Origin of the sequence: Paenibacillus chitinolyticus NBRC 15660 (assembly GCF_000739915.1) — a bacterium.
Classification (GTDB): domain Bacteria; phylum Bacillota; class Bacilli; order Paenibacillales; family NBRC-103111; genus Paenibacillus_F; species Paenibacillus_F chitinolyticus.
Genome location: NZ_BBJT01000007.1, coordinates 1 through 20489 on the forward strand (window position 1 = coordinate 1; position 20489 = coordinate 20489).

The 20489-nt window shown below is 53.8% G+C and carries 21 protein-coding genes; 10 read left to right on the plus strand and 11 right to left on the minus strand.

Annotation, left to right across the window (positions count from 1 at the left end):
* On the minus strand, positions 1 to 210 hold a 210-nt coding region (locus PCH01S_RS31115), incomplete at its 3' end, for a hypothetical protein (protein ID WP_042231212.1).
* 147 nt (positions 211 to 357) lie between these two features.
* Here PCH01S_RS31115 and PCH01S_RS30920 point away from each other — a divergent pair.
* Entirely contained in the window at positions 358 to 528 is a 171-nt protein-coding gene (locus PCH01S_RS30920; protein ID WP_164977106.1) for a hypothetical protein, read from the plus strand.
* Positions 529 to 724: 196 nt separating this feature from the next.
* Here the strand turns inward: PCH01S_RS30920 and PCH01S_RS17280 are convergent, their stop codons facing one another.
* The 3 genes from PCH01S_RS17280 to PCH01S_RS17290 form a co-directional block, all read right to left on the minus strand.
* Positions 725 to 1396 carry a hypothetical protein gene (locus PCH01S_RS17280; protein ID WP_042231213.1) on the minus strand — a complete coding sequence of 224 codons (672 nt, stop codon included), beginning with the start codon at positions 1394 to 1396 and terminating at the stop codon, positions 725 to 727.
* Positions 1397 to 1465: 69 nt separating this feature from the next.
* Positions 1466 to 2158, minus strand: coding sequence for a GNAT family N-acetyltransferase (locus PCH01S_RS17285; protein ID WP_042231214.1), 693 nt, complete (start codon positions 2156 to 2158; stop codon positions 1466 to 1468).
* 77 nt (positions 2159 to 2235) lie between these two features.
* Positions 2236 to 3093 (minus strand): carbon-nitrogen hydrolase family protein, encoded by an 858-nt coding sequence (locus PCH01S_RS17290; RefSeq protein ID WP_042231216.1) that lies wholly within the window; start codon positions 3091 to 3093, stop codon positions 2236 to 2238.
* A gap of 115 nt (positions 3094 to 3208) precedes the next feature.
* Here PCH01S_RS17290 and PCH01S_RS17295 point away from each other — a divergent pair, with 115 nt between their 5' ends.
* The 3 genes from PCH01S_RS17295 (at position 3209) to PCH01S_RS17305 (ending at position 6027) form a co-directional block, all read left to right on the plus strand.
* Positions 3209 to 4003: a class I SAM-dependent methyltransferase gene (locus PCH01S_RS17295; protein WP_042231217.1), complete on the plus strand. Its 795-nt coding sequence runs from the start codon at positions 3209 to 3211 to the stop codon at positions 4001 to 4003.
* Between the two features lie 328 nt (positions 4004 to 4331).
* Entirely contained in the window at positions 4332 to 4793 is a 462-nt protein-coding gene (locus PCH01S_RS17300) for a MerR family transcriptional regulator (protein ID WP_042231219.1), read from the plus strand.
* A gap of 55 nt (positions 4794 to 4848) precedes the next feature.
* Positions 4849 to 6027, plus strand: coding sequence for an MFS transporter (locus PCH01S_RS17305; protein WP_042231220.1), 1179 nt, complete (start codon positions 4849 to 4851; stop codon positions 6025 to 6027).
* 86 nt (positions 6028 to 6113) lie between these two features.
* Here PCH01S_RS17305 and PCH01S_RS17310 read toward each other — a convergent pair whose 3' ends face one another.
* From PCH01S_RS17310 to PCH01S_RS17320, 3 genes are all read right to left on the minus strand, one after another.
* A complete protein-coding gene (locus tag PCH01S_RS17310) occupies positions 6114 to 7727 on the minus strand; it encodes a UDP-glucose--hexose-1-phosphate uridylyltransferase (protein WP_042231221.1) in 1614 nt (537 codons plus the stop codon).
* A gap of 46 nt (positions 7728 to 7773) precedes the next feature.
* Complete coding sequence (gene galE / locus PCH01S_RS17315) at positions 7774 to 8766, minus strand: UDP-glucose 4-epimerase GalE (protein WP_042231222.1); 993 nt, start codon at positions 8764 to 8766, stop codon at positions 7774 to 7776.
* Positions 8767 to 8850: 84 nt separating this feature from the next.
* On the minus strand, positions 8851 to 10026 hold the full coding sequence (locus PCH01S_RS17320; protein ID WP_042231223.1) for a galactokinase: 1176 nt from the start codon (positions 10024 to 10026) through the stop codon (positions 8851 to 8853).
* Between the two features lie 298 nt (positions 10027 to 10324).
* Here PCH01S_RS17320 and PCH01S_RS17325 point away from each other — a divergent pair, with 298 nt between their 5' ends.
* The 6 genes from PCH01S_RS17325 to PCH01S_RS17350 all read left to right on the plus strand — a co-directional run bounded on the left by PCH01S_RS17325 (position 10325) and on the right by PCH01S_RS17350 (position 15504).
* Complete coding sequence (locus PCH01S_RS17325) at positions 10325 to 11191, plus strand: AraC family transcriptional regulator (protein WP_042231224.1); 867 nt, start codon at positions 10325 to 10327, stop codon at positions 11189 to 11191.
* A 124-nt stretch (positions 11192 to 11315) separates the two neighbouring features.
* Positions 11316 to 12092, plus strand: coding sequence for a prolipoprotein diacylglyceryl transferase (locus PCH01S_RS17330; protein ID WP_042231225.1), 777 nt, complete (start codon positions 11316 to 11318; stop codon positions 12090 to 12092).
* 5 nt (positions 12093 to 12097) lie between these two features.
* The gene (locus PCH01S_RS17335) at positions 12098 to 13510 is read left to right on the plus strand and encodes a radical SAM protein (RefSeq protein ID WP_042231226.1); all 1413 of its coding nucleotides are present in this window, start codon (positions 12098 to 12100) and stop codon (positions 13508 to 13510) included.
* On the plus strand, positions 13507 to 13941 hold the full coding sequence (locus PCH01S_RS17340) for a hypothetical protein (RefSeq protein ID WP_042231227.1): 435 nt from the start codon (positions 13507 to 13509) through the stop codon (positions 13939 to 13941). The genes PCH01S_RS17335 and PCH01S_RS17340 overlap by 4 nt, the downstream gene beginning before the upstream one ends.
* A gap of 51 nt (positions 13942 to 13992) precedes the next feature.
* Positions 13993 to 14898, plus strand: a complete 906-nt coding sequence (locus PCH01S_RS17345; protein ID WP_042231229.1) for a hypothetical protein — start codon at positions 13993 to 13995, stop codon at positions 14896 to 14898.
* Between the two features lie 69 nt (positions 14899 to 14967).
* Positions 14968 to 15504: a hypothetical protein gene (locus PCH01S_RS17350; protein WP_255246849.1), complete on the plus strand. Its 537-nt coding sequence runs from the start codon at positions 14968 to 14970 to the stop codon at positions 15502 to 15504.
* 151 nt (positions 15505 to 15655) lie between these two features.
* On the opposite strand, the gene PCH01S_RS17355 is transcribed toward PCH01S_RS17350, so the two are convergent.
* The 4 genes from PCH01S_RS17355 to PCH01S_RS17370 form a co-directional block, all read right to left on the minus strand.
* Complete coding sequence (locus tag PCH01S_RS17355) at positions 15656 to 16615, minus strand: ABC transporter permease (RefSeq protein ID WP_009675785.1); 960 nt, start codon at positions 16613 to 16615, stop codon at positions 15656 to 15658.
* Complete coding sequence (locus tag PCH01S_RS17360; RefSeq protein WP_042231231.1) at positions 16616 to 17695, minus strand: ABC transporter permease; 1080 nt, start codon at positions 17693 to 17695, stop codon at positions 16616 to 16618.
* Positions 17688 to 19226 carry an ABC transporter ATP-binding protein gene (locus tag PCH01S_RS17365; protein ID WP_042231232.1) on the minus strand — a complete coding sequence of 513 codons (1539 nt, stop codon included), beginning with the start codon at positions 19224 to 19226 and terminating at the stop codon, positions 17688 to 17690. The genes PCH01S_RS17360 and PCH01S_RS17365 overlap by 8 nt, the downstream gene beginning before the upstream one ends.
* 151 nt (positions 19227 to 19377) lie before the next feature.
* Positions 19378 to 20418: a BMP family lipoprotein gene (locus PCH01S_RS17370; RefSeq protein ID WP_042231233.1), complete on the minus strand. Its 1041-nt coding sequence runs from the start codon at positions 20416 to 20418 to the stop codon at positions 19378 to 19380.
* Positions 20419 to 20489: the final 71 nt, after the last annotated feature.

Consider the following 20489-nt stretch of genomic DNA (forward strand, 5'->3'; position numbering starts at 1 on the left):
TGTATATGTTACTTGTTTGTATCGACCATTTTCTCTCGGCCGGAATTCCATAATAACATATCCATTTTTCGAAGTCAACCTTTTTTTAAAGATTAATTTCTCAGCTTCGCTTCCGGCCTTGTTTTTCAAGGGCTCGTCCGTGTCAGCTAAATTAATGTACCATGTCAGCAATAGCTTTGCAACAGGTTTTTTATTCCAGTTGTTTTGCATACACAAAACAATGCTATCAGCATATCCTTGCAGCGATTTTTCTATACGTATCTAAACCATTCTTTTCGAGAAGTATGGCGCATATTCTCCGGACGGCAAACCAAAGCTAACTTTATCTATCTAATGATGCAGAGAGGAGGCAACCCCATGGAAAATAGAACGCACAGCGGAAACTACAAGGGAACAACACACATGAATGCAGAGAATCAGGATATGGAGTTTGCGAATGACACCCTGGAGCTCGCTGAAGATAAACGCGCCATCCGAAATAAGGACAAGCTAAACACACAAGCACCGGATGCAAAAACGCAGGATTAAACGGTAAAACAAAAGGGCTCCTAGGGAGCCCTTTTTATAATCGAGCGGGAAGGCCTACTGCCTTCAAGCATAGATGTAAAAACGAAGTTCCGCATCTCTATACGCAAACTTCCGCCGCTGTGAAGGGAATTGTTTGATTTTATACCGCCGGTTGGGCTAGTTCCTGATTAAAGGTCATTTCATCCTCGTTTCCCGCTTACAGGGGAAGAAGCGCCGTACGTTCCGATTCACGGAGACGCGAGATCATTTCCTGCCACGTCGGCGGTTTATTTTCAAGCACGGAGTAGTATCGGGTCAGAAAATCGGCTATAAGGGAAGACGGTACGTATTCCGCATTCTCATCCGAAGGCATAAAGCACAGATCCAGTTCGCTTACGGCTTCTCCGTCGTTCTGCCAAGAAGGGTGAACGTAAGGAAAGTCCAGACGGCGGTAGCCTAAATGAGACAGAACCTCGCGGCGGACGAAAGGATCCATCGGCTTAACGCCGCCAAAAGAATGATCTTCTATCCGGTAGGGATCATAGATTTCGGCAAACATGCCGATCATAGGCTTCCCGCTTTGAGCAGCCAGATCCGCCAAGTCATGCTGACGTTTGCGGCTCAGGAATCTGCCGATGCCAAGGCCGGGTCGGCCGATAATGGTAAAGTCGGTCATCGCAATTCCCAGATCGGTGTAATAACGGTACTCGGTCGCTCCCACAACTTCCCCTTCGTGAACGGCGACGAACACACGGATGCCCGGATCTTCAAGCGGTTCTTTCCACAGGTCAAAATCAAGCACCTCTTCAGCGGGAAAAACGGTTTGCATGAGCTGGTGCATTTTCGCAAATAAAGGGTCGTTGATATCGGTAATATGTATGTATTCCATGGGCCTCATCCTCTCAAACTTGTTGTTGCTTAGACTGCCGGGCTATTCCCCGGAAAAAGGAACCGCCTTTTAGAGAAAGGGATTCCTCCACTCCATCAGCAGAGCGTGATTCAGGGACTCCTCGTCTTTCAGGTAATCCGGAAGCACGGCGACCGGCATTCGTCCGCACCGGAGCAGGAAATTCAGAACCGGATCGTGAAGCACTCCCGCTACAACCGCATCGACATATTGATCGGCGGTCATTTTGCCGGCCTGGGCCCCGTAACCGGGCATTCTCCCCCCGCCCAAAAGACGGCGAAGCCCCAGATGGACGACTGTCTCGTACATAGAGAACATGAGCCACTTGCCCAGCCCCAGCTTTCTGTACGCCGGCATCACGCAAACATCCACAACATAGAGGGAATCCCCCTCGGGATCGTGGTTGCGGATATACCCTCCGTCCGTGATTTCTTCCCAGGTATGCTCGGGATGAAGGGGATCGAACCGGATGCGGAGCGCCGTCATGGAGCCGACGATTTTGCCTCCGACCTCCACGCAGAGAGCCCCCTCGGGAAATAACCGGACATGGCTGCGGAGCTGCTCTTCGTTCCACCACAGTTCCTCGGGAAACGGAGGCGGGAAGCTTAGGCGCTGCACGTCGATCAGAGCTTCGAAATCCGCTTCCGTGTAGTTTCTGATCAGGGCGGGAACCGGTTTCTCCCCGTCGAAAACATACATTTTCTTCATATATTTGGGCGGTTCGGATTTTGGTGTCGCATTCATCTCGTTTCTGTCCCCGCTTCCGTCAAAATTGTAGGTACCGCTTCAACAATCCGCTGCCGGATTCAAACCATGCGTTTTTATTTCCAATCCGTGTACAAATCGGTTCTGCGGTCGCGCCACGTGGTAACGGAGCCCTTCTCCCGGACTTCTTCCAAAAGCGCCAAATCCAGATCGGCGGTAATGATCATATCGTCATTGATTTCTCCTTCGGCCAGTATGCCGCGCGGAGGAAAGGGCACGTCGTTAGGCGTAAGCACGGCGGCTTGTCCGAAATTTCCTCTCATAAAGTCAACGGTCGGAAGCGATCCTATCGTTCCGGTCACGACCACGTAGATCTGATTCTCGATGGTACGGGCATGGCAGGAGTAGCGAACGCGGTGGAAGCCGTGGCGATCGTCTGTGCAGGAAGGGCAGAAAATAACGTCTGCGCCGCGGGCTTTGGCCATACGGACGATTTCGGGAAACTCCATGTCGTAGCAGACGAGAATAGCAATGCGGCCCTTATCCGTATCGAATACTTGAAGAACGTCACCGGCTCCCATGTTCCACTCTTTCACTTCCGTCGGGGTGATGTGCAGCTTTCTCTGCTCCCCTACCCTGCCATCCGGGTAAAATAAAAACGCGGAGTTGTACAGGCGTCCGCCGTCTTCAATGATATGAGTGCCCCCGATGAGATGCATACCGGTCGACTTGGCGAGTCCCTTGAACAGCTCCATATATGAGTCGGTAAAGGAGGGCAGATCGTTGATCGTCAGCGCTCCCTCCCCAGGATTGCGAATGGACAACAGCTGGGTGGTAAAAAGCTCCGGAAAGAGCACGAAATCGGAATCGAATTCCTGCGCCGTTTTGACGTAATGCTCGACTTGATCCGCAAACTCCTGAAAGCTCGAAATGGTATGCAGATGATGCTGGACTGCGGAAACTCTGAATTTCAAAACGAACTCCTCCTTAGGCGGAAAAACTTGTCCGCAAACCCGTATGAACCGGATGGATTTGCCGATGATTTTATTATATGATGAATGATTGTGGAACAAAAGGAGGGAATCCCCCGTGCAAAAACAATTCAGCGAACACAATCAGACGGCCTGGAACCAGCACGCTTACGAGGCTTGGCTGAACCGGTTCGGAACCCCGGAGGAAGCAGCCGCACTTATTAGCCGGAACCCGGAGGGGACCGTGCGGTCTTTCAGCCGTTTTCTCGGGGACCTCAGCGGAATTAAAGCCGTTAATCTGCTCGGCTCCCACGGCAGTAAAGCCGCGGCTCTCGCCCTGCTGGGAGCGAGCGAAGTCACGGTTGTAGATATCGCGGCGGAAAACGCCAAATACGGAACGGAACTGGCAGAAGCCGCCGGAGCACACGTCCGTTACGTCGTCTCCGATGTACTGGAGCTTCCCGAAGAAGAGCTGACCGGCGACTATGGTCTGGCGCTTATGGAATTCGGCATTCTTCATTATTTCTTGGAGCTGAAGCCGCTATTCGACGTAGTGGTCAAACTGCTGGCTTCCGGCGGACGGCTGATCCTGCAGGACTTTCATCCCGTGACGACCAAATTGATCTCCTCACGAGGTTCAACCGCCAAGGTCCGGAAACACAAGGTAACCGGCGATTATTTCGATACTTCTATAGAAGAGACGGATGTCGCCTACTCCAAATTCCTGCCGGGACAGGATGAAGCGGCCTTAATCAAGGTCCGGCACCGCAAATGGACGCTCGGGGAAATCGTTACGGCCGCCGCTTCTTCGGGATTGTTCATCGAGGTTCTGGAGGAAGAGCCCAACAGGTCTTCGGATGTTTACGATAAAGGCATTCCTAAATCGTTCACTTTGGTGGCTAGAAAGCTCTAGCCGGTTTTAGTTCCCGCGGTGAAGACTGCATCCCTAGGTTCATAGCAGAATCGGATAGCGCACATTCGGATACCGCACCGCTATAAATCAGAACCGTCACAACAAAGGTTGTGGCGGTTTTTTAGCTGTTTCGCAAAGCCGCGCCGATTTGGTTAGAAGAGCCGGAAAACGATATACTTATAGAGAAAAGTTAATGGATATGAACCCCGGTTATTCAGAAACCGGGTTCAGAAAGTGCAACGAGCTTTCCAACTAAGGGGATAAAGTTAACGTTGACGTTAACGTTAATTAAGAGTAATCTTGATAATAGCGACTGGGAGTGGTAAACATGACACGGTTAAAAATTGATGATGTCGCCAAGGAGACGGGATTGACCAAACGTACGATCCGATATTATGAAGAGATCGGCCTTCTCGAGGCGCCTACGCGCAGCGAGGGAGGCGTCAGGCTGTACACCCAGGAAAACGTGGATCGCCTGAAGAAAGTACTGCTGGCTCGCGAAGTGCTCGGCTTTTCTTTGCAGGAGCTGCAGCATTTCCTGGCAATCGATACGCTGCTTGCTTCCTACCGCGAAGGTTCCGACGGCTACGCCGTCGAGCTGAAGAAGCAGGAGGAACTCAAGCGCGTAGCGGGCGGACTCGCCGAACAGGTGGATATGCTTGATCTCAAGATTCATAAAATGGAGGCGTTCCGAAAAGATATGGAGGAGCTGCTCTCCAAGGTACGTGAAGCGATCGGCCAGCCTCAAACGGCGGCGTCCTCCGGCAAGATCCCGTCTTCCGGACAATAGCCGTGCTCGCGATACCCATTTCCCGGCCAGACTTGTGCGAGGGGTGCATATTGGTATGGATCAGGGAATAAAAAAGCAAACACGCGCACGTTACGTCACGGTGTTTGCAACCTTTCTTGCTTTTATGGGAATCGGGGTCGTCGATCCGATTCTTCCGATTATAGCCGAGAAAATCGGCGCGAATCCGGCGCAGATCGAGCTGCTTTTTACCGCCTACATCCTCACTATGGCGATTATGATGATTCCGTCCGGGCTTGCGGCGACCCGCTTCGGCGACAAAAAAATGATGGTTGCCGGCCTCGCCGTCGTGACCGTCTTCGCCTTTCTGTGCGGCGCATCCGGCGGCATTACCGAGCTAGCCTTGTTCCGGGCGGGCTGGGGCTTCGGGAATTCGATGTTCTTCGCCACCGCCATGACCCTGCTTATTGCCTTGACGCCCTCGGCCAATACGGCCGTCGGCATGTATGAAGCGGCAATCGGCCTCGGAATGGCGGGCGGACCGCTTGTCGGCGGACTGCTCGGCGGCATTTCCTGGCGGCTGCCGTTTATCGCCACGGGCTGTTTTGTGCTTATCGCGTTCCTGCTGGTGCTGTTCATGATTCAGGAGCCGGAGAAAAAATCGGTCCGCAAAGCGGCCGGGCTCAAGGAGCTTCTGCACCTGGCGACCCACAAGCCGTTCCTGCGTGTCGCAGGTTCTTCGATGTTCTATTATTACGGCTTCTTCGTCGTGTTGGCTTATTCGCCGCTGATGCTTCATATGTCGGCCATCCAGCTCGGTCTTGTTTTCTTCGGCTGGGGCCTCATGCTGGCCTACGGTTCCGCGAAGCTGGCTCACAACCTGGAGGAGCGCTACAAACCTTCGCAAATCATTCCGTGGAGCTTGGGGGCGTTCTGCCTCATTCTGCTGCTGTTGTTCCTGGTTCACACCTTGTGGCTGCAGATTCTGCTGATCATCGTCATCGGCTTGTTCTGCGGATTGAACAATGCTTTGTTCACAAGCCACGTGATGGAGGTTTCTCCGTTCGAACGGAGCGTAACGTCCGGCGCCTACAATTTCGTGCGCTGGTTGGGTGCGGCCATCGCTCCGGTATTGTCGGGCTACATCGCCCACCATCTGTCGGCCCAGCTGCCTTTCGCCGTCGCAGCCGGCCTGGCGCTCATCGCGGTCATCGCGATGTCCGTCTGGCGCAGCCGTCCGGCCAAGGCGGGCGCAGCCGGGCCGCAGGCCGGATAGGCGCCCGCGGCGTATCGGCTCGGCCGGCGCATAAAAAAGCCTTTCGTTCTCCCCGCTGCGGGAGGACGAAAGGCTTTTTTGGCCTGCTACTCGGCATGTACGAAGCCGAGGCTGCCCAAGAAGCGGCCGAATGCCGTCTGACCGGCATCGGTCCGCTTGAATACGCCGGCATCTTCAAGCACCTGCTTGAATTTGCCGCCGATTTCCCGCTGCAGGAGTTCGTGCGCCTCCTGCAGCGAAAGGGCCGTGCCGCCGGCGGCGACAAGCTCGCCGATCCAGGCGGCATGCTTCTCCAGCGGATGGCCCGCTTCCAGGCCGTCCGCGCCGCTCCACGCGGAATCTCCGGTAAGGAACCCGGCGATTCCGCTGATCTCTTCTTGGAGACGGCCAGGAAGGACGGCCAGACCCATCACCTCGATCAAGCCGATGTTCTCCTTCTTGATGTGGTGAAGGTTGCGGTGCGGATGGAAGATGCCATCCGGGTGTTCTTCGCTCGCGCGGTTGTTGCGAAGCACGAGATCCAGTTCATACTGCCCGGACGCGTTGAACCGGGCGATCGGCGTGACGGTGTTATGGGGAACCCGTACACCGTCCGCTGTTTGCGTGAACGCCGCGATGTCCGCGGACGGATCGCTGTAGGCACGCCATGCGGCGAGCAGCATGTCCGCGGCGCGGAGGACGTCCTCGCGGCCGCTTCCCTCGAGCCGCAGGACCGACATCGGCCACCGGACGATACCGACCGTGACGCCAGGGTGCGTGTCGGAGGCGAACTTCCGCTCAACGGGAGCGAGTTCCATCGGGAATTTATGATTCCCGCCCTGAAAATGGTCGTGGCTCAGAATCGACCCTCCGACGATTGGCAGGTCCGCATTTGAGCCCACAAAATAATGCGGAATCTGTTCGATGAAATCAAACAGCCTGCGGAAAGTCCGCTCTGATATTTTCATCGGGACATGCTTTTCGTTCAAGACGATGCAGTGTTCGTTATAGTAGACGTAAGGGGAATATTGAAAAAACCAGGCTTCCCCGTCAATCGTAAGCGGAAGTACGCGCAGGTTCTGCCTGGCCGGATGATCCAGCCTGCCCGCATAGCCGACATTGTCCACACACAGGAGACACTGGGGATATCCGCTTTGTTTGAGCGTCCGAAGAAGAGCGATCTCCTTCGGATCTTTCTCCGGTTTAGACAGATTGACGGTAATTTCGAGATTCCCGTATTCCGTCGGGGCCAGCCAGTACCCGTTTTTGCGTATCCGGTCCATACGAATGTAATTGCTGTTTATGCAAAGCTCGTAAAACCAGTCCGCCGCCTTCCGCACTCCGTGTTCCCTTGTGATTTCCCCGAACTGCCGGGCGACCTCAGACGGTCTCGGCATCAGCAGCCCCATCAAACGGGCATCGAAAAGATCCCGGTAAGTGGTCGAATCCTCTTCAAGACGTCCGCGGAAATAAGCGAAGTCCAGTAAAACTTCGAGCATTTCTCCAGGCTCCGCGGCCACCGTTTCGTCTACAGCGTTTCCGTCCGCGCCTTGATACGGCTCAGGCAGACCCAGCGCGTCTAAAAGCGCGTTCCTCGCCGCACATACATCCAAGGACTCGATCATTCCCTTCGCAAGGGCAAACGACACCAGGCGTTCAACGGCAAGCGCCGCCTGATCAGCCTGATTCCGTGCTTTCTCCCGTTCCAAGTCCATACTCATCTCTTCACTCACTCCTTACGCCCGGCAGGCAGGTAATCTCCAGATGCTACTTCTTGTCCGCATATCCCTCCGGATGCGCTTGATGCCATGCCCAGGCACTGGCGATAATCGCCTGGAGATTGTCCCGCTTAGGCTTCCAGCCCAAATCTTGACGGGCGCGATCGGAAGAGGCGATAAGAACCGCGGGGTCTCCGGAACGGCGTGCTTCCAGAACGGCCGGAATCGGATGGCCCGTCACCTCGCGGGCGATATCGATCACTTCTTTTACGGAGAATCCGTTGCCGCTTCCGAGATTGTACACGCCGCTCTCCCCGCCTTGGCGGAGCTTCTCTACGGCAAGCACGTGAGCGTCGGCCAGGTCGCTGACATGGATGTAATCGCGGATACAGGTCCCGTCCGGTGTCGCATAGTCTTCTCCGAAGACGGAGATATGGCTTCGTTGTCCGAGCGCCACTTGAAGGATGAGCGGAACCAGATGCGTTTCGGGATGGTGGTCTTCGCCGATCCGGCCGCTTTCATGCGCGCCCGCCGCGTTGAAATAGCGCAGCGAAACGGATTTGATCCCGTGAGCGCGATCGAACCATTTGATCATTTTCTCCATGGACAATTTCGTTTCCCCGTAGGCGTTCGTCGGCTCGGTCCGGTCGGTTTCCAGAATCGGCGTGTTTTCGGGCTCGCCGTATGTTGCCGCCGTCGAAGAGAACACGATTCGTTTCACGTCGAATTTTTTCATTTTTTCCAGCAGGCAGAGAGTCCCGTAAACGTTATTGTGGTAATATTTCGCCGGGTCCGTCATACTTTCTCCGACTAGCGAGTTCGCTGCAAAATGGATAACCGCGTCGATCTCATTCTCCCGGAATACCGTGTCCAGAAACGCTTCGTCCCGCAGATCGCCTTCGTAAAACTTGCCGCCCAATACCGCATCGCGATGACCTTGCTGGAGATTGTCTACGATCACAACCTCTTCTCCTCTATCCAGCAGCTCCGCTACGGCGTGAGAACCGATGTATCCGGCCCCGCCTGTCACCATAATCGCCATTTTTTCCGCCTCCCGATGATTGTTTTTCCGTTTCTGTTTCTATATGAAGATTTTATTTACTGGACTCAAAGGCCCGACCACTGCCTAGTCTTGTACTCTGTTCACGCCGTCTCCGATGCTGCAAACGTAGAAATCTCCTGTGAGTCCCGTTTGTTCTTTGTAGATTGATCCGACCTTCTCACGGAATGCCTCAATGCTGTCCTCATGCACGAGAGAGACGGTGCAGCCGCCGAATCCGGCTCCCGTCATCCGTGATCCGAGGACGCCCGGCACGGACAGTGCGGCTTCTACCATCACATCGAGTTCCCGGCACGTAACTTCGTAAAGATCGCGCAAAGATTCGTGAGATCCGGTCATCAGCCGTCCGAAGGCTTCCAAGTCATTGGCTTTCAGCACATCTATGGATTTCAGCACGCGGTCGATTTCCTGCACGACATGCTGCGCTCTCCGCCGAACGATGTCGTCCTTGATGATATCTTTGTTCGCCTCGAACTGCTCCAGACTGATTTGGCCAAGAAGCGTCAAGTCCGGGAAGCGGGTCTGCAAGTCGCGAACAGCCTGCTCGCACTGGCTTCTGCGTTCGTTGTATGCCGAATCTACGAGTCCGCGGCGCTTGTTCGTATTGCCGATCACAAGCTTGTAGCTTCCGCTCTGAAAAGGTACGAGTTCGTATTCCAGAGTATCGCACATGAGCAGAATCGCGTGATCCTTGCGTCCGTTGGCAACGGCAAACTGGTCCATGATGCCGCAGTTTACGCCCATGAACTCGTTTTCCGCTTTTTGGGCAAGCAGCGCCAGCTCCACCCGGTCTGCCGGGTATCCTTCCGCTTCCAGCAATCCGTACCCCGTGACCACTTCAATAGAAGCCGAGGACGAAAGCCCCGCCCCGTTCGGGATTTCACCGTGATACAGCATATCGTAGCCGGACCGGGGGCCCTGGCCTTTCTGCTGAAGCTTGGCGACTACGCCCTTCGGGTAGTTCATCCAGTCGTCTTCTTCCCGGTAAACGATATCGTCCAGGGAACAAGACCCTTTATGGGCGAAATTGGTGGAAGCCATGCGAAGCAGGCCTTCATTATTTTTGCGCAAAAGAAGGGTAGTGCCGAAAGTCAGGGCAGCCGGAAAGACATAGCCCCCGTTGTAATCGGTATGTTCGCCAATCAGATTAACACGGCCGGGAGCATGGAAAACTGTGATATCCTTCTCAGCCCCTCCGTACAGTTCGATAAATTGTGTTTTAAGGAGATTAAGATCGGCCATCTCGGCACCGCCTTTAAGTAGATTCATATTGTACTTGAATTGTTAACGATTTCTTGTTTCGTTCTTCTACCTCCAGTATAAGCGCGAACCACTTGAAGTCCTATGGAATGATGTAAGGACCATATGGAAAAATGTGATGTCGGAAGCACGCAGGAGATGGTAGGATGAAGGAAGAGCGGAAACTGTGCAGATTCCGGCGCAGGCAAACTCCTTGTCAGAACGAGTACGGGAAAAGAACTGCTTGTCCGGCGCCGCTTTTTCTTAACTCATTATCGCAAACAGGAGGATGTGAAGTCCAATGAAGCGAGAACCCACTTACTATGTCGTGTCCAACCCGGAGCCGCCGGAAGATGCGGCTCTTCATGTACTCTTCTCCGGGGAAAGCCAGACCAAACCGCTCCACCGCCTGGGGCCTAAGGTGTACGATTATTTCCTCATCCATACGGTTATCTCCGGAAGAGGGCGGTTCACGGCAGCGGGCCGGGAGCTGCTTCTGGGCCCCGGTGACAGCTTCTGCATCGCGCCGGAGCAGCTCGTCGGCTATGAAGCCGACGAAGCCGATCCCTGGCGCTACTGCTGGCTCGCCGTCACCGGTGCGGAAGCGGCGGCCCACATGCGCAAGGCCGGCCTCACGCCGGAGCAGCCGGTTATTCACACGGCGCATGCGGGCCGCCGTGTTCCGGCGCTTTTCCGGCGCCTGCAGCGCGCGCTGAGGCATAAGAGCGGCACGGCTTCGCTTCGTGCGCTCGGCTATCTTCATCTGCTGCTGGCCGAATACGCCGACGCGGCACGGCCGCCCTTACCCGAGCCGGGTAAGGCGCATTCCCGTTCCCGGGCGGAGGTGACGGTGCAGCAGATGCTGCATTATTTGTCCACGCAGTATGCCGAGGACATCTCGATCGAGTCTATGGCGGAAGCGCTCGGCTACAACCGGGCTTACCTGTCCCGGCTGTTCAAGGAGCATACCGGCCAGACGTCGGTGTCTTTCTTGTCCAAGCTCCGGGTCGATAAAGCCCGGCAGCTTCTGCGGGAGCGGCTGGAGTTGACGATCGAGCAGATTGCTTTTTCGGTGGGATTCCGTGATCCGCTTTACTTCTCCAAGCAGTTCAGGAGATGGTACGGCCTATCCCCGACGGACTACCGCAGCGATATGAAACGTATGTAGCCGCGCGAAGTTGGTCTTCCCGCGGAAACCCGGATTGGCCCCCGCTAGGACCGGCTCCCCATCCGATCCCCTCTCTTAAATTACTTGTGGTATAATTTACCTTAACTTTATCGGGGAGGAATCCATGACTTTTCCAGTGTATATTGACCTCGGCTTTATCCGACTGCATCCTCATCTTGTTTTTGAAGCGCTTGCCTATTTTATCGGATTCCGTCTTTATCTCTATACCCGGAGCAAGGAAAAACTCCAGGCAAGTCAGGCTCTCTGGGTCCTCGTCGGTGCCACACTGGGGGCGGCTGCAGGATCGAAGGCGCTTTACTGGCTGGAAGACCCCGCCTTGACCCTGCAGCGCTGGAACGATATGACCTACCTAATGGAAGGTAAAACGATTGTCGGAGGGCTCCTCGGAGGACTAATCGGCGTGGAATGGACCAAAAAAAGAATCGGGCACACCCGTTCCACAGGCGATGATATGGCTCTGCCGCTTCTTACGGGGATGATGATCGGACGGATCGGCTGCTTTCTGACCGGTCTGGATGATCATACCTACGGAATCCCGACAGGCTGGGTAACAGGTGTCGACTTTGGCGATGGCATTCTCCGTCATCCGACTCAGCTTTACGAGATCGCTTTCCTGCTTCTTCTGGGCATCACGATCTTGGTGATGAAAAACCGTGCCAGGCACGGATCCGTTCACCTTCCGGACGGCATGTCGTTCATTATATTCATGGGAGGCTACCTTCTTTTCCGCCTGCTGGTCGACTTTATCAAACCGACTCCCCACCCGTATGCCGGACTGAACAACATTCAGCTCGCCTGCATAGCGGGCCTGATCTATTACACCCTGCTTCTGCGGCGTAAGCTTTCCGCGAAACCTACCTTAATCGGGAAAGGAACCTGACCTCCATGCCTACCAAAAACCGTCCTTATTTGTTCTACGAACTCACCAACAGCATATGTTCCCAATGTCTCCGTAAAGTGGAGGCGAAGGTCATTATCGAGGATGAGAACGTTTATCTGCTTAAATACTGCGGCCGGCACGGCCGGGAAAAGGTTCTGATCTCGGATGATGCGGAGTATTACAAACGGTGCCGCGAATTTTTGAAACCCGCTGAAATGCCCCAGCACTGGAATACGCCGATCAAGTACGGCTGTCCATACGATTGCGGGCTGTGCCCGGACCATGAGCAGCACAGCTGCCTGACGCTCCTGGAGATTACGGACAAATGCAACCTCCAGTGTCCGATCTGCTATGCCGAATCTTCTCCGAAACGGGAGACCTGGCGTTCTTTGGAGCAGATCGAAACCATGCTTAACGCTATCGTACGCAACGAAGAAGAACCGGATATCGTGCAGATCAGCGGCGGCGAGCCGACGATCCATCCCCAATTTTTCGAGATTCTCGATCTGGCCAAAACAAAACCCATTAAACACCTTATGGTGAACACCAACGGGTTGAGAATCGCCCAAGACCGGGAATTCGTGCGGAAGCTGTCCCGATATATGCCGGGATTCGAGCTGTACCTCCAGTTTGACAGTTTTGAAGAAGAGGCCCTCCGCGAACTGCGCGGGGCAGACTTGCGTGATGTGCGCCGGCGTGCGATCGAACATCTCAATGAATTTAATATCTCGACCACTCTCGTAGTCACTCTAAAAAAGGGACTCAACGACTCCGAGGTCGGCGATATTATCCGTTACGGGCTGCAGCAGCGCGCGGTCCGGGGCGTAACGTTCCAGCCGGTTCAAGTTGCCGGTCGTACCGAAGCGTTCGATCCGGCCAAAGACCGGCTGACACTCAGCGAAGTGCGCCGGATGATTATCGAACAATCCGGTATTTTTCAGCCGGAAGATATTATACCGGTTCCCTGTCATCCGGACTGCCTCGCCATGGGATATGCTTTGAAGCTGGGAGGACAGGCCTTACCGCTAACCGGGATGATCGACCCTCAAATTTTGCTGGAAGGCGGCCGCAATACGATCGTATTCGAGCAGGATCAGACGTTAAAGGATCAAGTCTTCGACCTATTCTCGACCGCTCATTCTCCCGAGTCGTCGGCGCTTTCGCTGAAAAATCTACTCTGTTGCCTGCCGTCCGTCGCCGTACCAGAGCATATCGGGTATGACAATGTGTTCCGCGTACTCATTATGCAGTTCCTGGACCCTTACAATTTCGATGTCCGTTCCGTAAAAAAATCATGTGTGCATATCGCTCATCCCGACGGAAGAATCATCCCCTTCGATACGTATAATTTATTTTACCGGGACGGCCGTGAAGCACTGTTGGAAGAGCTGCGCGCGGAGACGGGAGGGCTCGCATGAGTGATTATAAAAACGATCCGACTGAGAGCGGTACGCAGCCGGAGGCGGGAACTTCATCCGAATCCGGGAAGGAAAAAGGACCGGAACCAGCCTGGAATTCCGAACCTGGGGATCACGCAACGGAGACTGGCTCCGAACAAACTTCCTCTCCACCCTCTCATGAACATGGCGGGTCCGGCCGGACCCGTCGTCCGTGGAAAGGACTCGATGTCTCGAAAGGAATCGGCTGGGTGGCGCTTGGCCATCTCTTATGGCTCTTTGCCCTTCCGATGTACTTTGGGATCGGCATCGTACAGATGCTCTACGTATTGCCGCTTCTCCTTATTTTCAGCAAACGGACAGCCGTCGTTCAGGGAATTCTTATAGGAGCGGGAATAACGTTCCTTTTGAATGCTGCTTGTTTCGGCTATGTCATGTTTAGTTTTGGCTGATCCTCTGTCGGAAGCAAGGAATAGAGAAGCCGCCGGAATGGAGGCCGTTAGTTGAAAAATCCGTTGATTGCAGTTTTTCTTCTGGCTTTGGCCAGTTGGATCGGAAACCTATGGGTTTATGAAAAAAATCAGCTGCCGGAGCCTGTCTTTCTATCGCATTTTATTGATCTCCCTCTTGAAGAGGGAGCCAGCTTTAAACTCTCCTATCTGGAGAATCACCGAGGCCTTCACATTGTAGACGTAGAGGTTCCGGAGCTGCCCTATGCTTCCGTCAATTTTCTAAATAAAAACCGGTATGCCTATCAAAATTATCAATCGGTTCTGATCTCTCTGGAACAGCAGGGCCAGGAAACAGACCCGTCTGCAGCCCCTTTGCATATTAAGCAGGTTCGCGCCTGGCTCAGTGACGGAAGTTCCCGCATGCTGGATATCGGTGACGTTACCCTCACACCACAGGCTAAAAATACCGCCGATCGCTCCTTGTTCGAATTTTCAAGCGGCGGCACTTCCAATCAGAATGTCGGGTACACTCTTGTGACGACCAAAGAAGACCTGATATTGACAGGGGTTGAATCCCCCTACCCGGATGACAACTACCCCCGCATGAAATTGTATCTCGATGCGCTCTCTTTGGAACAGGAGCCCGGTTATCGGACCTCTCTTCAATCCGGAGATAAGGCGGAGGTGGAGGGTCTTCCCGTCGAAGAAATTTCATTTCCTGTAGCCGTAAAAAAGGGCAGCTACATGCGTTTATCTTACCGGCTCGAAGACACAGGTACAGATACACCCGAGCATAAAGCAGCCGAAAAATATAATCGAATCGAAGGAGCCGTTCGGGTCAAAGCCCAAGCTTCTGACGGCTTTAAAGACGACATGGCCGGATTTATAAGGTATGAGTCCGATCTGAGCGCTTCAGACATCCGAAAGATCGTTCAAACCAGAAGGGAGCTGCCTTAGTTGAGCCGCCTTTATTTTCGGATCTCGTGGGGATTGACCCTGGTTTTCCTCCATTTTCGTATTCAGTCCGTGGATCTGCTTCCCGATTTCATCGGATTTTGGATGGCCGCTTCCGCACTCGGCGAGCTTGGAAAGCAGGAGCAAGCATTCCGGGTTGCGCGCCGGTTTGCTACCGTGCTTATTTTTTTATCGCTGCCGAATGAAATCAACCTAGGAGGGGCCCTGGTCACAAATCAGGAATTTTCTTTCCTCTGGTTCTCGCTTGGACTGGTCAATTCGGCGCTTTTGCTGGCCTTCATCTATTATCTTTGTACCGGTGTTATTTCTGCCGCTGCCCGCAGCAGCCTTCCCGAGCTGGCACAAAGCGCCCATATCCGCAGATCCGTTTTTTTAGCGGTTACAGGCGCCACGCTTATACTAAGTCCTCTGGCATTAAATATGCCGGAAGCTTGGCAATTTCTTCTAATTGCTCTAGGTATAGTCGGATTTTTGTCGGGAATCTCCATTATTCTGCTGCTGCGCAGGGCAGGCCAACTTTTGGGACCGCTGAAGCCAGCCCCTGATAAACGAGAAAGTATAATTAGCGGCGAAGACGAAAATATGTAAACCGCGGACCTTCCCCATTAGCCCCGCCAAGTTAACTGAACACAACTGCTCCTGCTGCTCTTATCCCCCGGAAACTAAAAAAAGAGGCTGTCCCTAAGTCACTTTCGTGACTTTTGGGACAGCCTTTTTTGCTTCGTTGATTCCGTTCAGCTTAACGCTTGCCCGGATCGTAAGGCTCGCCGAGGGCGGCAGGCGGATAAGCACGGCCGACCGCACCTGCAAGAACCAGAATGGTCAAGACATACGGGAGCATAAAGATGAACTCCTGCGGGATGCTCTGAGACCATTCGAACAACTGCACGTAGTTCCGGATCGCTTGAGAAAGACCGAAGAAGACGGCGGCTCCAAGCGCTCCTACCGGATGCCATTTACCGAAGATCATCGCAGCCAGGGCGATATAACCCTGTCCGGAGATGGTGTTATGCGAGAAGTTGCTTGTCGTCGTCAGGGCGATCGTCGCTCCGCCCAGTCCGGCGAAAGCGCCGCTCAGCATAACGCCGATATACCGCATGCGGCGAACGTTGACACCGACGGTGTCAGCTGCGCTCGGGTGTTCCCCGACGGAACGGAGACGCAGACCGAACGGCGTTTTGAACAGCACATAATAGGATACGGCCACAAGAATCAGCGCGATATAGGTGGTCGGGTAGGCCGTAAAAATACCGTAACCGAGTACCGGGATTTGCGAGAGACCCGGAATCGCCCATTTGCTGAATACTTCCGTCAGCGTTTCCGTTTGTCCTGCACCCTCGAAGAGAAGCTTGACGAGGTAGACCGTTACGCCCGCCGCCAGGAAGTTGATGACCACACCGCTGATGACCTGGTCCGATTTGAACGTGATGGTCGCAACGGCATGGATAAGCGAGAACAAAACCCCGAATACGAGCGCCGCCAGAAGTCCGATCCAGGGGGACATGCTTCCCATGCCGGCTTCCTGTGCGTAAAACGTACTGACCGCCGCGGCGAACGCACCGGATACCATCAGGCCTTCCAGTCCGATGTTGGTAACCCCGGAACGCTCCGAGAAAATACCGCCAAGGGCTGCAAAAATGAGCGCCGTGGAAAATACCAGCGTTGTATTGATCAGCTGACCCAAAATATCCAAACTCATCTAGACCACCTTCTCTTTCTTACGCTTGAAATAGAGAGGGGCAATTACCCAGCGCACGATGCCTTGTGCGGCTACAAAGAAAATGATCGAACCGATAACGATCCGGATCAACTCCGGCGGCACGTCGGCGCCAAAGCTCATTCCCGCGGATCCGTAAGTCAAGATACCGAACAGAGAAGCGGCAAGAAGTACGCCGAACGGATTCGTCAGCCCCAGCAGGGCAACCGCGATTCCGTCGAAACCGTAACCCGGCGACGCCGGCATAACGGTCTGGTAGTGGAACACGCCCAGCACCTCAAACACGCCGGCCAGACCGGCAAACATTCCGCTGATAAACATGGCTTTGATGATGTTCTTGTTCACATTCATCCCCGCATATTCAGCGGCATTCGTGTTGTGGCCTACGGCACGGAGCTCATACCCCTGCTTCGTCTTCCACAGGAAGAAGTAGAAGAACACGGCGGCAAGGATGGCAAAAAGCGTTCCCCAGTGCAGACGGGCGTTATCAAACATAGCGGACAGCCAGCCTAAGCTGACCGAAGCCGTCGGCTCGATGTCAACGGAACGCTGCTGCCCTTTCAGGAGCAGGAAATGGTTGACCGTGTAGTTCGCCAAATAAAGAGCGATCCAGTTGAGCATGATCGTGGTAATAACTTCGTTTACGCCCCGCTTTGCTTTCAGATAGCCCGCAATAGCTGCCCAAAGGCCGCCGAGAAGGGCGCCTACGATAATGGCAAGCGGTGCATGAATGATCGCCGGCAGTCCGCCCAGCTTAATGCCGACGAAGGAAGCGCCTGTCATCCCGATGATAAACTGGCCCTCTCCGCCGATGTTAAACAGACCCGCGCGGAAAGCGAAAGCGACCGCAAGACCCGTCAAAATGAGCGGGGTAATCTCGCGGATTGTCTCGCCGAAATCGTACATATTCCCGAATACCCGCGAAAACAGCGAGGAGTATGCGGTTATGGGATTGTAGCCGCCCGCCAGCATAACGATGGCGCCGAATACAAACCCGAGCACGATGGCCGCGAGAGGAATGATAGCGGAATCCCGCATAAAAAACTTCATTACTTTATTCATGGGTCACACCTTCCCGCTTCATACTGCCGGCCATCATCAGGCCAAGTTCCTGATCGTTCGTTTCTTCCGGCAGAACTTCCCCGACTATTTCCCCTTCGTAAATGACCGCAATCCGGTCCGATACGTTCAAAATCTCATCCAGCTCGAAGGAGATAAGCAGTACCGCTTTACCCTGATCGCGCTGGGCGATAAGCTGTTTATGCACGAATTCGATAGCGCCTACATCGAGTCCGCGGGTCGGCTGCGCCGCGATAAGCAGATCCGGATTCCGGTCGATCTCCCGGGCAATGATCGCTTTCTGCTGATTCCCCCCGGAGAGAGAACGCGCTTTCGTGTGAATGCTCGGCGTACGGACGTCGAATGCTTCGATGAGCCGTTCCGCCTGCTTATCAATCGCTTCGTAGTTCAGGAAACCGCCGCGGTTAAAAGCGGGACGGTGGTACGTCTGGAGCACCATGTTCTCACTCATGGAAAAGTCCAGAACAAGCCCGTGTTTATGCCGATCTTCGGGAATATGGGACACGCCCGCTTCCGAAATATGACGCGGTGACCGGTTGACGATTTCTTTGTCCAGCAGCTTGATCGAACCGCTGTCCACTTTGCGCAGACCGGTCAGCGCTTCGATCAGCTCGCTCTGTCCGTTGCCGTCCACACCGGCGATTCCGAGGATTTCCCCGGCTTTCACGTCGAAGGACAATCCGTTCAGAACCGGCAGCCCGTCGTGCGACTTCGCCTTAATGTCGCGCACCTGCAGAACAGGGCCTTTCGGCTGCGCCGGCTTCTTGTCGACTTTGAAGGAGACGCTGCGCCCTACCATTTTCTCGGCCAGTTCGCGGGTCGTTGTCTCGGACGTTTTGACGGTATCGATCACTTTGCCTCTGCGGATGATCGTAACCGTATCGGAAATTTGCATAATTTCCTTAAGCTTATGCGTAATGAGGATGATGGACTTGCCTTCCGCAACGAGACGTTTCATGATATCCATCAGCTCAGTGATTTCCTGGGGAGTCAGAACCGCTGTCGGTTCATCGAAAATAAGGATGTCAGCACCACGATAAAGCGTCTTCACGATTTCGACACGCTGCTGCATGCCGACGGAAATATCCTGTATTTTAGCATGGGGATTTACTTGAAGGCCGTACTGCTCGGATAGCTTTTTGACCTGCTCGGCAGCGGATTTGTAATCAATGTTCATGCCTTTCTTCGGTTCCATCCCCAAGATGATGTTCTCGGTGACGGTAAACGGCTGAACCAGTTTAAAATGCTGATGGACCATCCCGATTCCAAGCTCGATCGCCTTATTGGGGCTGTCGATCAGAACCGGCTGGCCATTGACTTCGATACCGCCTTCATCCGGCTGGTACAAGCCGAAAACAATATTCATCAAGGTCGATTTACCCGCACCGTTCTCTCCAAGGAGGGCGTGAATCTCCCCTTTTTGCAGCTTAAGAGAGATGGAATCGTTTGCGACAATTCCGGGAAAACGCTTTGTGATTTGCTTCAACTCAACGACAGGGGTCGCTGCACTCATGAAATCACCCTTACTAAGGTTATTGGTAGAAGGTCTGGAAAGTAAGAACAAGGCCAGTTATGCAACCAGCCTTGTTGTATGCTCCATCATAAAAACGTACATAAACATGCGTCATGGTACATGGTGAAAAAGGTGCAGCCTAAACGAAATCTTATTGCTCAGGTACTTTGATTTCGCCTTTGATGATTTTCTCTTTATATTCGTCAGCAAGCTTCAGCACATCCGCAGGAACGTTCTTGCTCGAAGTGGAAGCGAGGCCTACGCCGTTGTCTTTCAGACCAAGCGTTACAGGAGCGCCCGGCTTGAAGTTGCCGTCAACAACCATTTTGGAGTACTTCGTTACCGCTTCTTCAACGCCCTTAACCATGGAAGTCAGAGTCACTTGATCGCCGAATTCCAGGGATTGGTCTTTGTCTACGCCGATAACCCATACTTTTTTGCCTTGCTTGATGCGGTCGTTCGCTTCGTTGAAAACACCGTTTCCTGTTGCTCCGGAGGAGTGGAAAATGATGTCCGCGCCGTCGTTGTACATAGTGGCTGCTGCCGCTTTGCCAAGGTCCGGCTTATCGAATGCGCCCGTGTAGTTGATCAGGACTTTAGCGTCTGGATTTACAGCCGCAACGCCCGCTTTGAATCCTGCTTCGAAACGTTTGATAACCGGAATGTCCATACCGCCGACAAAACCGATTTTGTTGGATTTCGTCATTTTCGCCGCTACTACGCCGACGAGGAAGGAACCTTCGTTTTCAGCAAAAGTGATGGATTGAACGTTCGGAGCTTCCACCACGTTATCGATGATAGCGAAGTTAGCCGTAGGGTTTTGCTGAGCTACGGTTTTCATAGCGTCCGCGATAACGAAGCCGATACCCCAAGTCAGGTTGTATTTACCTTGTACAAACTGGTTCAGGTTCGGAACATAGTCGGAATCCGCTTTACTTTGCAGATATTTCGTGGAGATGCCTGTATCTTTCTTCAGCTTCTCCAGCGCTTCCCAAGCGGATTGGTTAAAGGACTTGTCGTTTACGCCGCCAACGTCTGTTACCATGCCGATTTTCACATCGGACTTCTTCTCGCCGCCGGATGCATTGCCGCTAGGCGCTGCGCCGCCGTTGTCGGCTTTCTTGCCGCAGCCTGCGAGTACAAGCGTGAATGCCAGCATCATGACCAGCGACAGCTTGAAAAACTTCTTCATAAAAGTAAAACCCCCTGTTTGGTTTTTGTAAGCCTAATTCCTGCATCTAGTATTGGATACGAGTTGTAAAA

What these genes read in the sequence shown, in the direction of transcription:
- PCH01S_RS30920 (WP_164977106.1), top strand. Translation starts at nt 358, where the DNA reads ATGGAAAATAGAACGCACAGCGGAAACTACAAGGGAACAACACACATG.
- PCH01S_RS17280 (WP_042231213.1), bottom strand. Translation starts at nt 1,396, where the DNA reads ATGGAATACATACATATTACCGATATCAACGACCCTTTATTTGCGAAA.
- PCH01S_RS17285 (WP_042231214.1), bottom strand. Translation starts at nt 2,158, where the DNA reads ATGAATGCGACACCAAAATCCGAACCGCCCAAATATATGAAGAAAATG.
- PCH01S_RS17300 (WP_042231219.1), top strand. Translation starts at nt 4,332, where the DNA reads ATGACACGGTTAAAAATTGATGATGTCGCCAAGGAGACGGGATTGACC.
- PCH01S_RS17305 (WP_042231220.1), top strand. Translation starts at nt 4,849, where the DNA reads ATGGATCAGGGAATAAAAAAGCAAACACGCGCACGTTACGTCACGGTG.
- PCH01S_RS17310 (WP_042231221.1), bottom strand. Translation starts at nt 7,727, where the DNA reads ATGAGTATGGACTTGGAACGGGAGAAAGCACGGAATCAGGCTGATCAG.
- galE (WP_042231222.1), bottom strand. Translation starts at nt 8,766, where the DNA reads ATGGCGATTATGGTGACAGGCGGGGCCGGATACATCGGTTCTCACGCC.
- PCH01S_RS17320 (WP_042231223.1), bottom strand. Translation starts at nt 10,026, where the DNA reads ATGGCCGATCTTAATCTCCTTAAAACACAATTTATCGAACTGTACGGA.
- PCH01S_RS17325 (WP_042231224.1), top strand. Translation starts at nt 10,325, where the DNA reads ATGAAGCGAGAACCCACTTACTATGTCGTGTCCAACCCGGAGCCGCCG.
- PCH01S_RS17330 (WP_042231225.1), top strand. Translation starts at nt 11,316, where the DNA reads ATGACTTTTCCAGTGTATATTGACCTCGGCTTTATCCGACTGCATCCT.
- PCH01S_RS17335 (WP_042231226.1), top strand. Translation starts at nt 12,098, where the DNA reads ATGCCTACCAAAAACCGTCCTTATTTGTTCTACGAACTCACCAACAGC.
- PCH01S_RS17340 (WP_042231227.1), top strand. Translation starts at nt 13,507, where the DNA reads ATGAGTGATTATAAAAACGATCCGACTGAGAGCGGTACGCAGCCGGAG.
- PCH01S_RS17355 (WP_009675785.1), bottom strand. Translation starts at nt 16,615, where the DNA reads ATGAGTTTGGATATTTTGGGTCAGCTGATCAATACAACGCTGGTATTT.
- PCH01S_RS17360 (WP_042231231.1), bottom strand. Translation starts at nt 17,695, where the DNA reads ATGAATAAAGTAATGAAGTTTTTTATGCGGGATTCCGCTATCATTCCT.
- PCH01S_RS17365 (WP_042231232.1), bottom strand. Translation starts at nt 19,226, where the DNA reads ATGAGTGCAGCGACCCCTGTCGTTGAGTTGAAGCAAATCACAAAGCGT.
- PCH01S_RS17370 (WP_042231233.1), bottom strand. Translation starts at nt 20,418, where the DNA reads ATGAAGAAGTTTTTCAAGCTGTCGCTGGTCATGATGCTGGCATTCACG.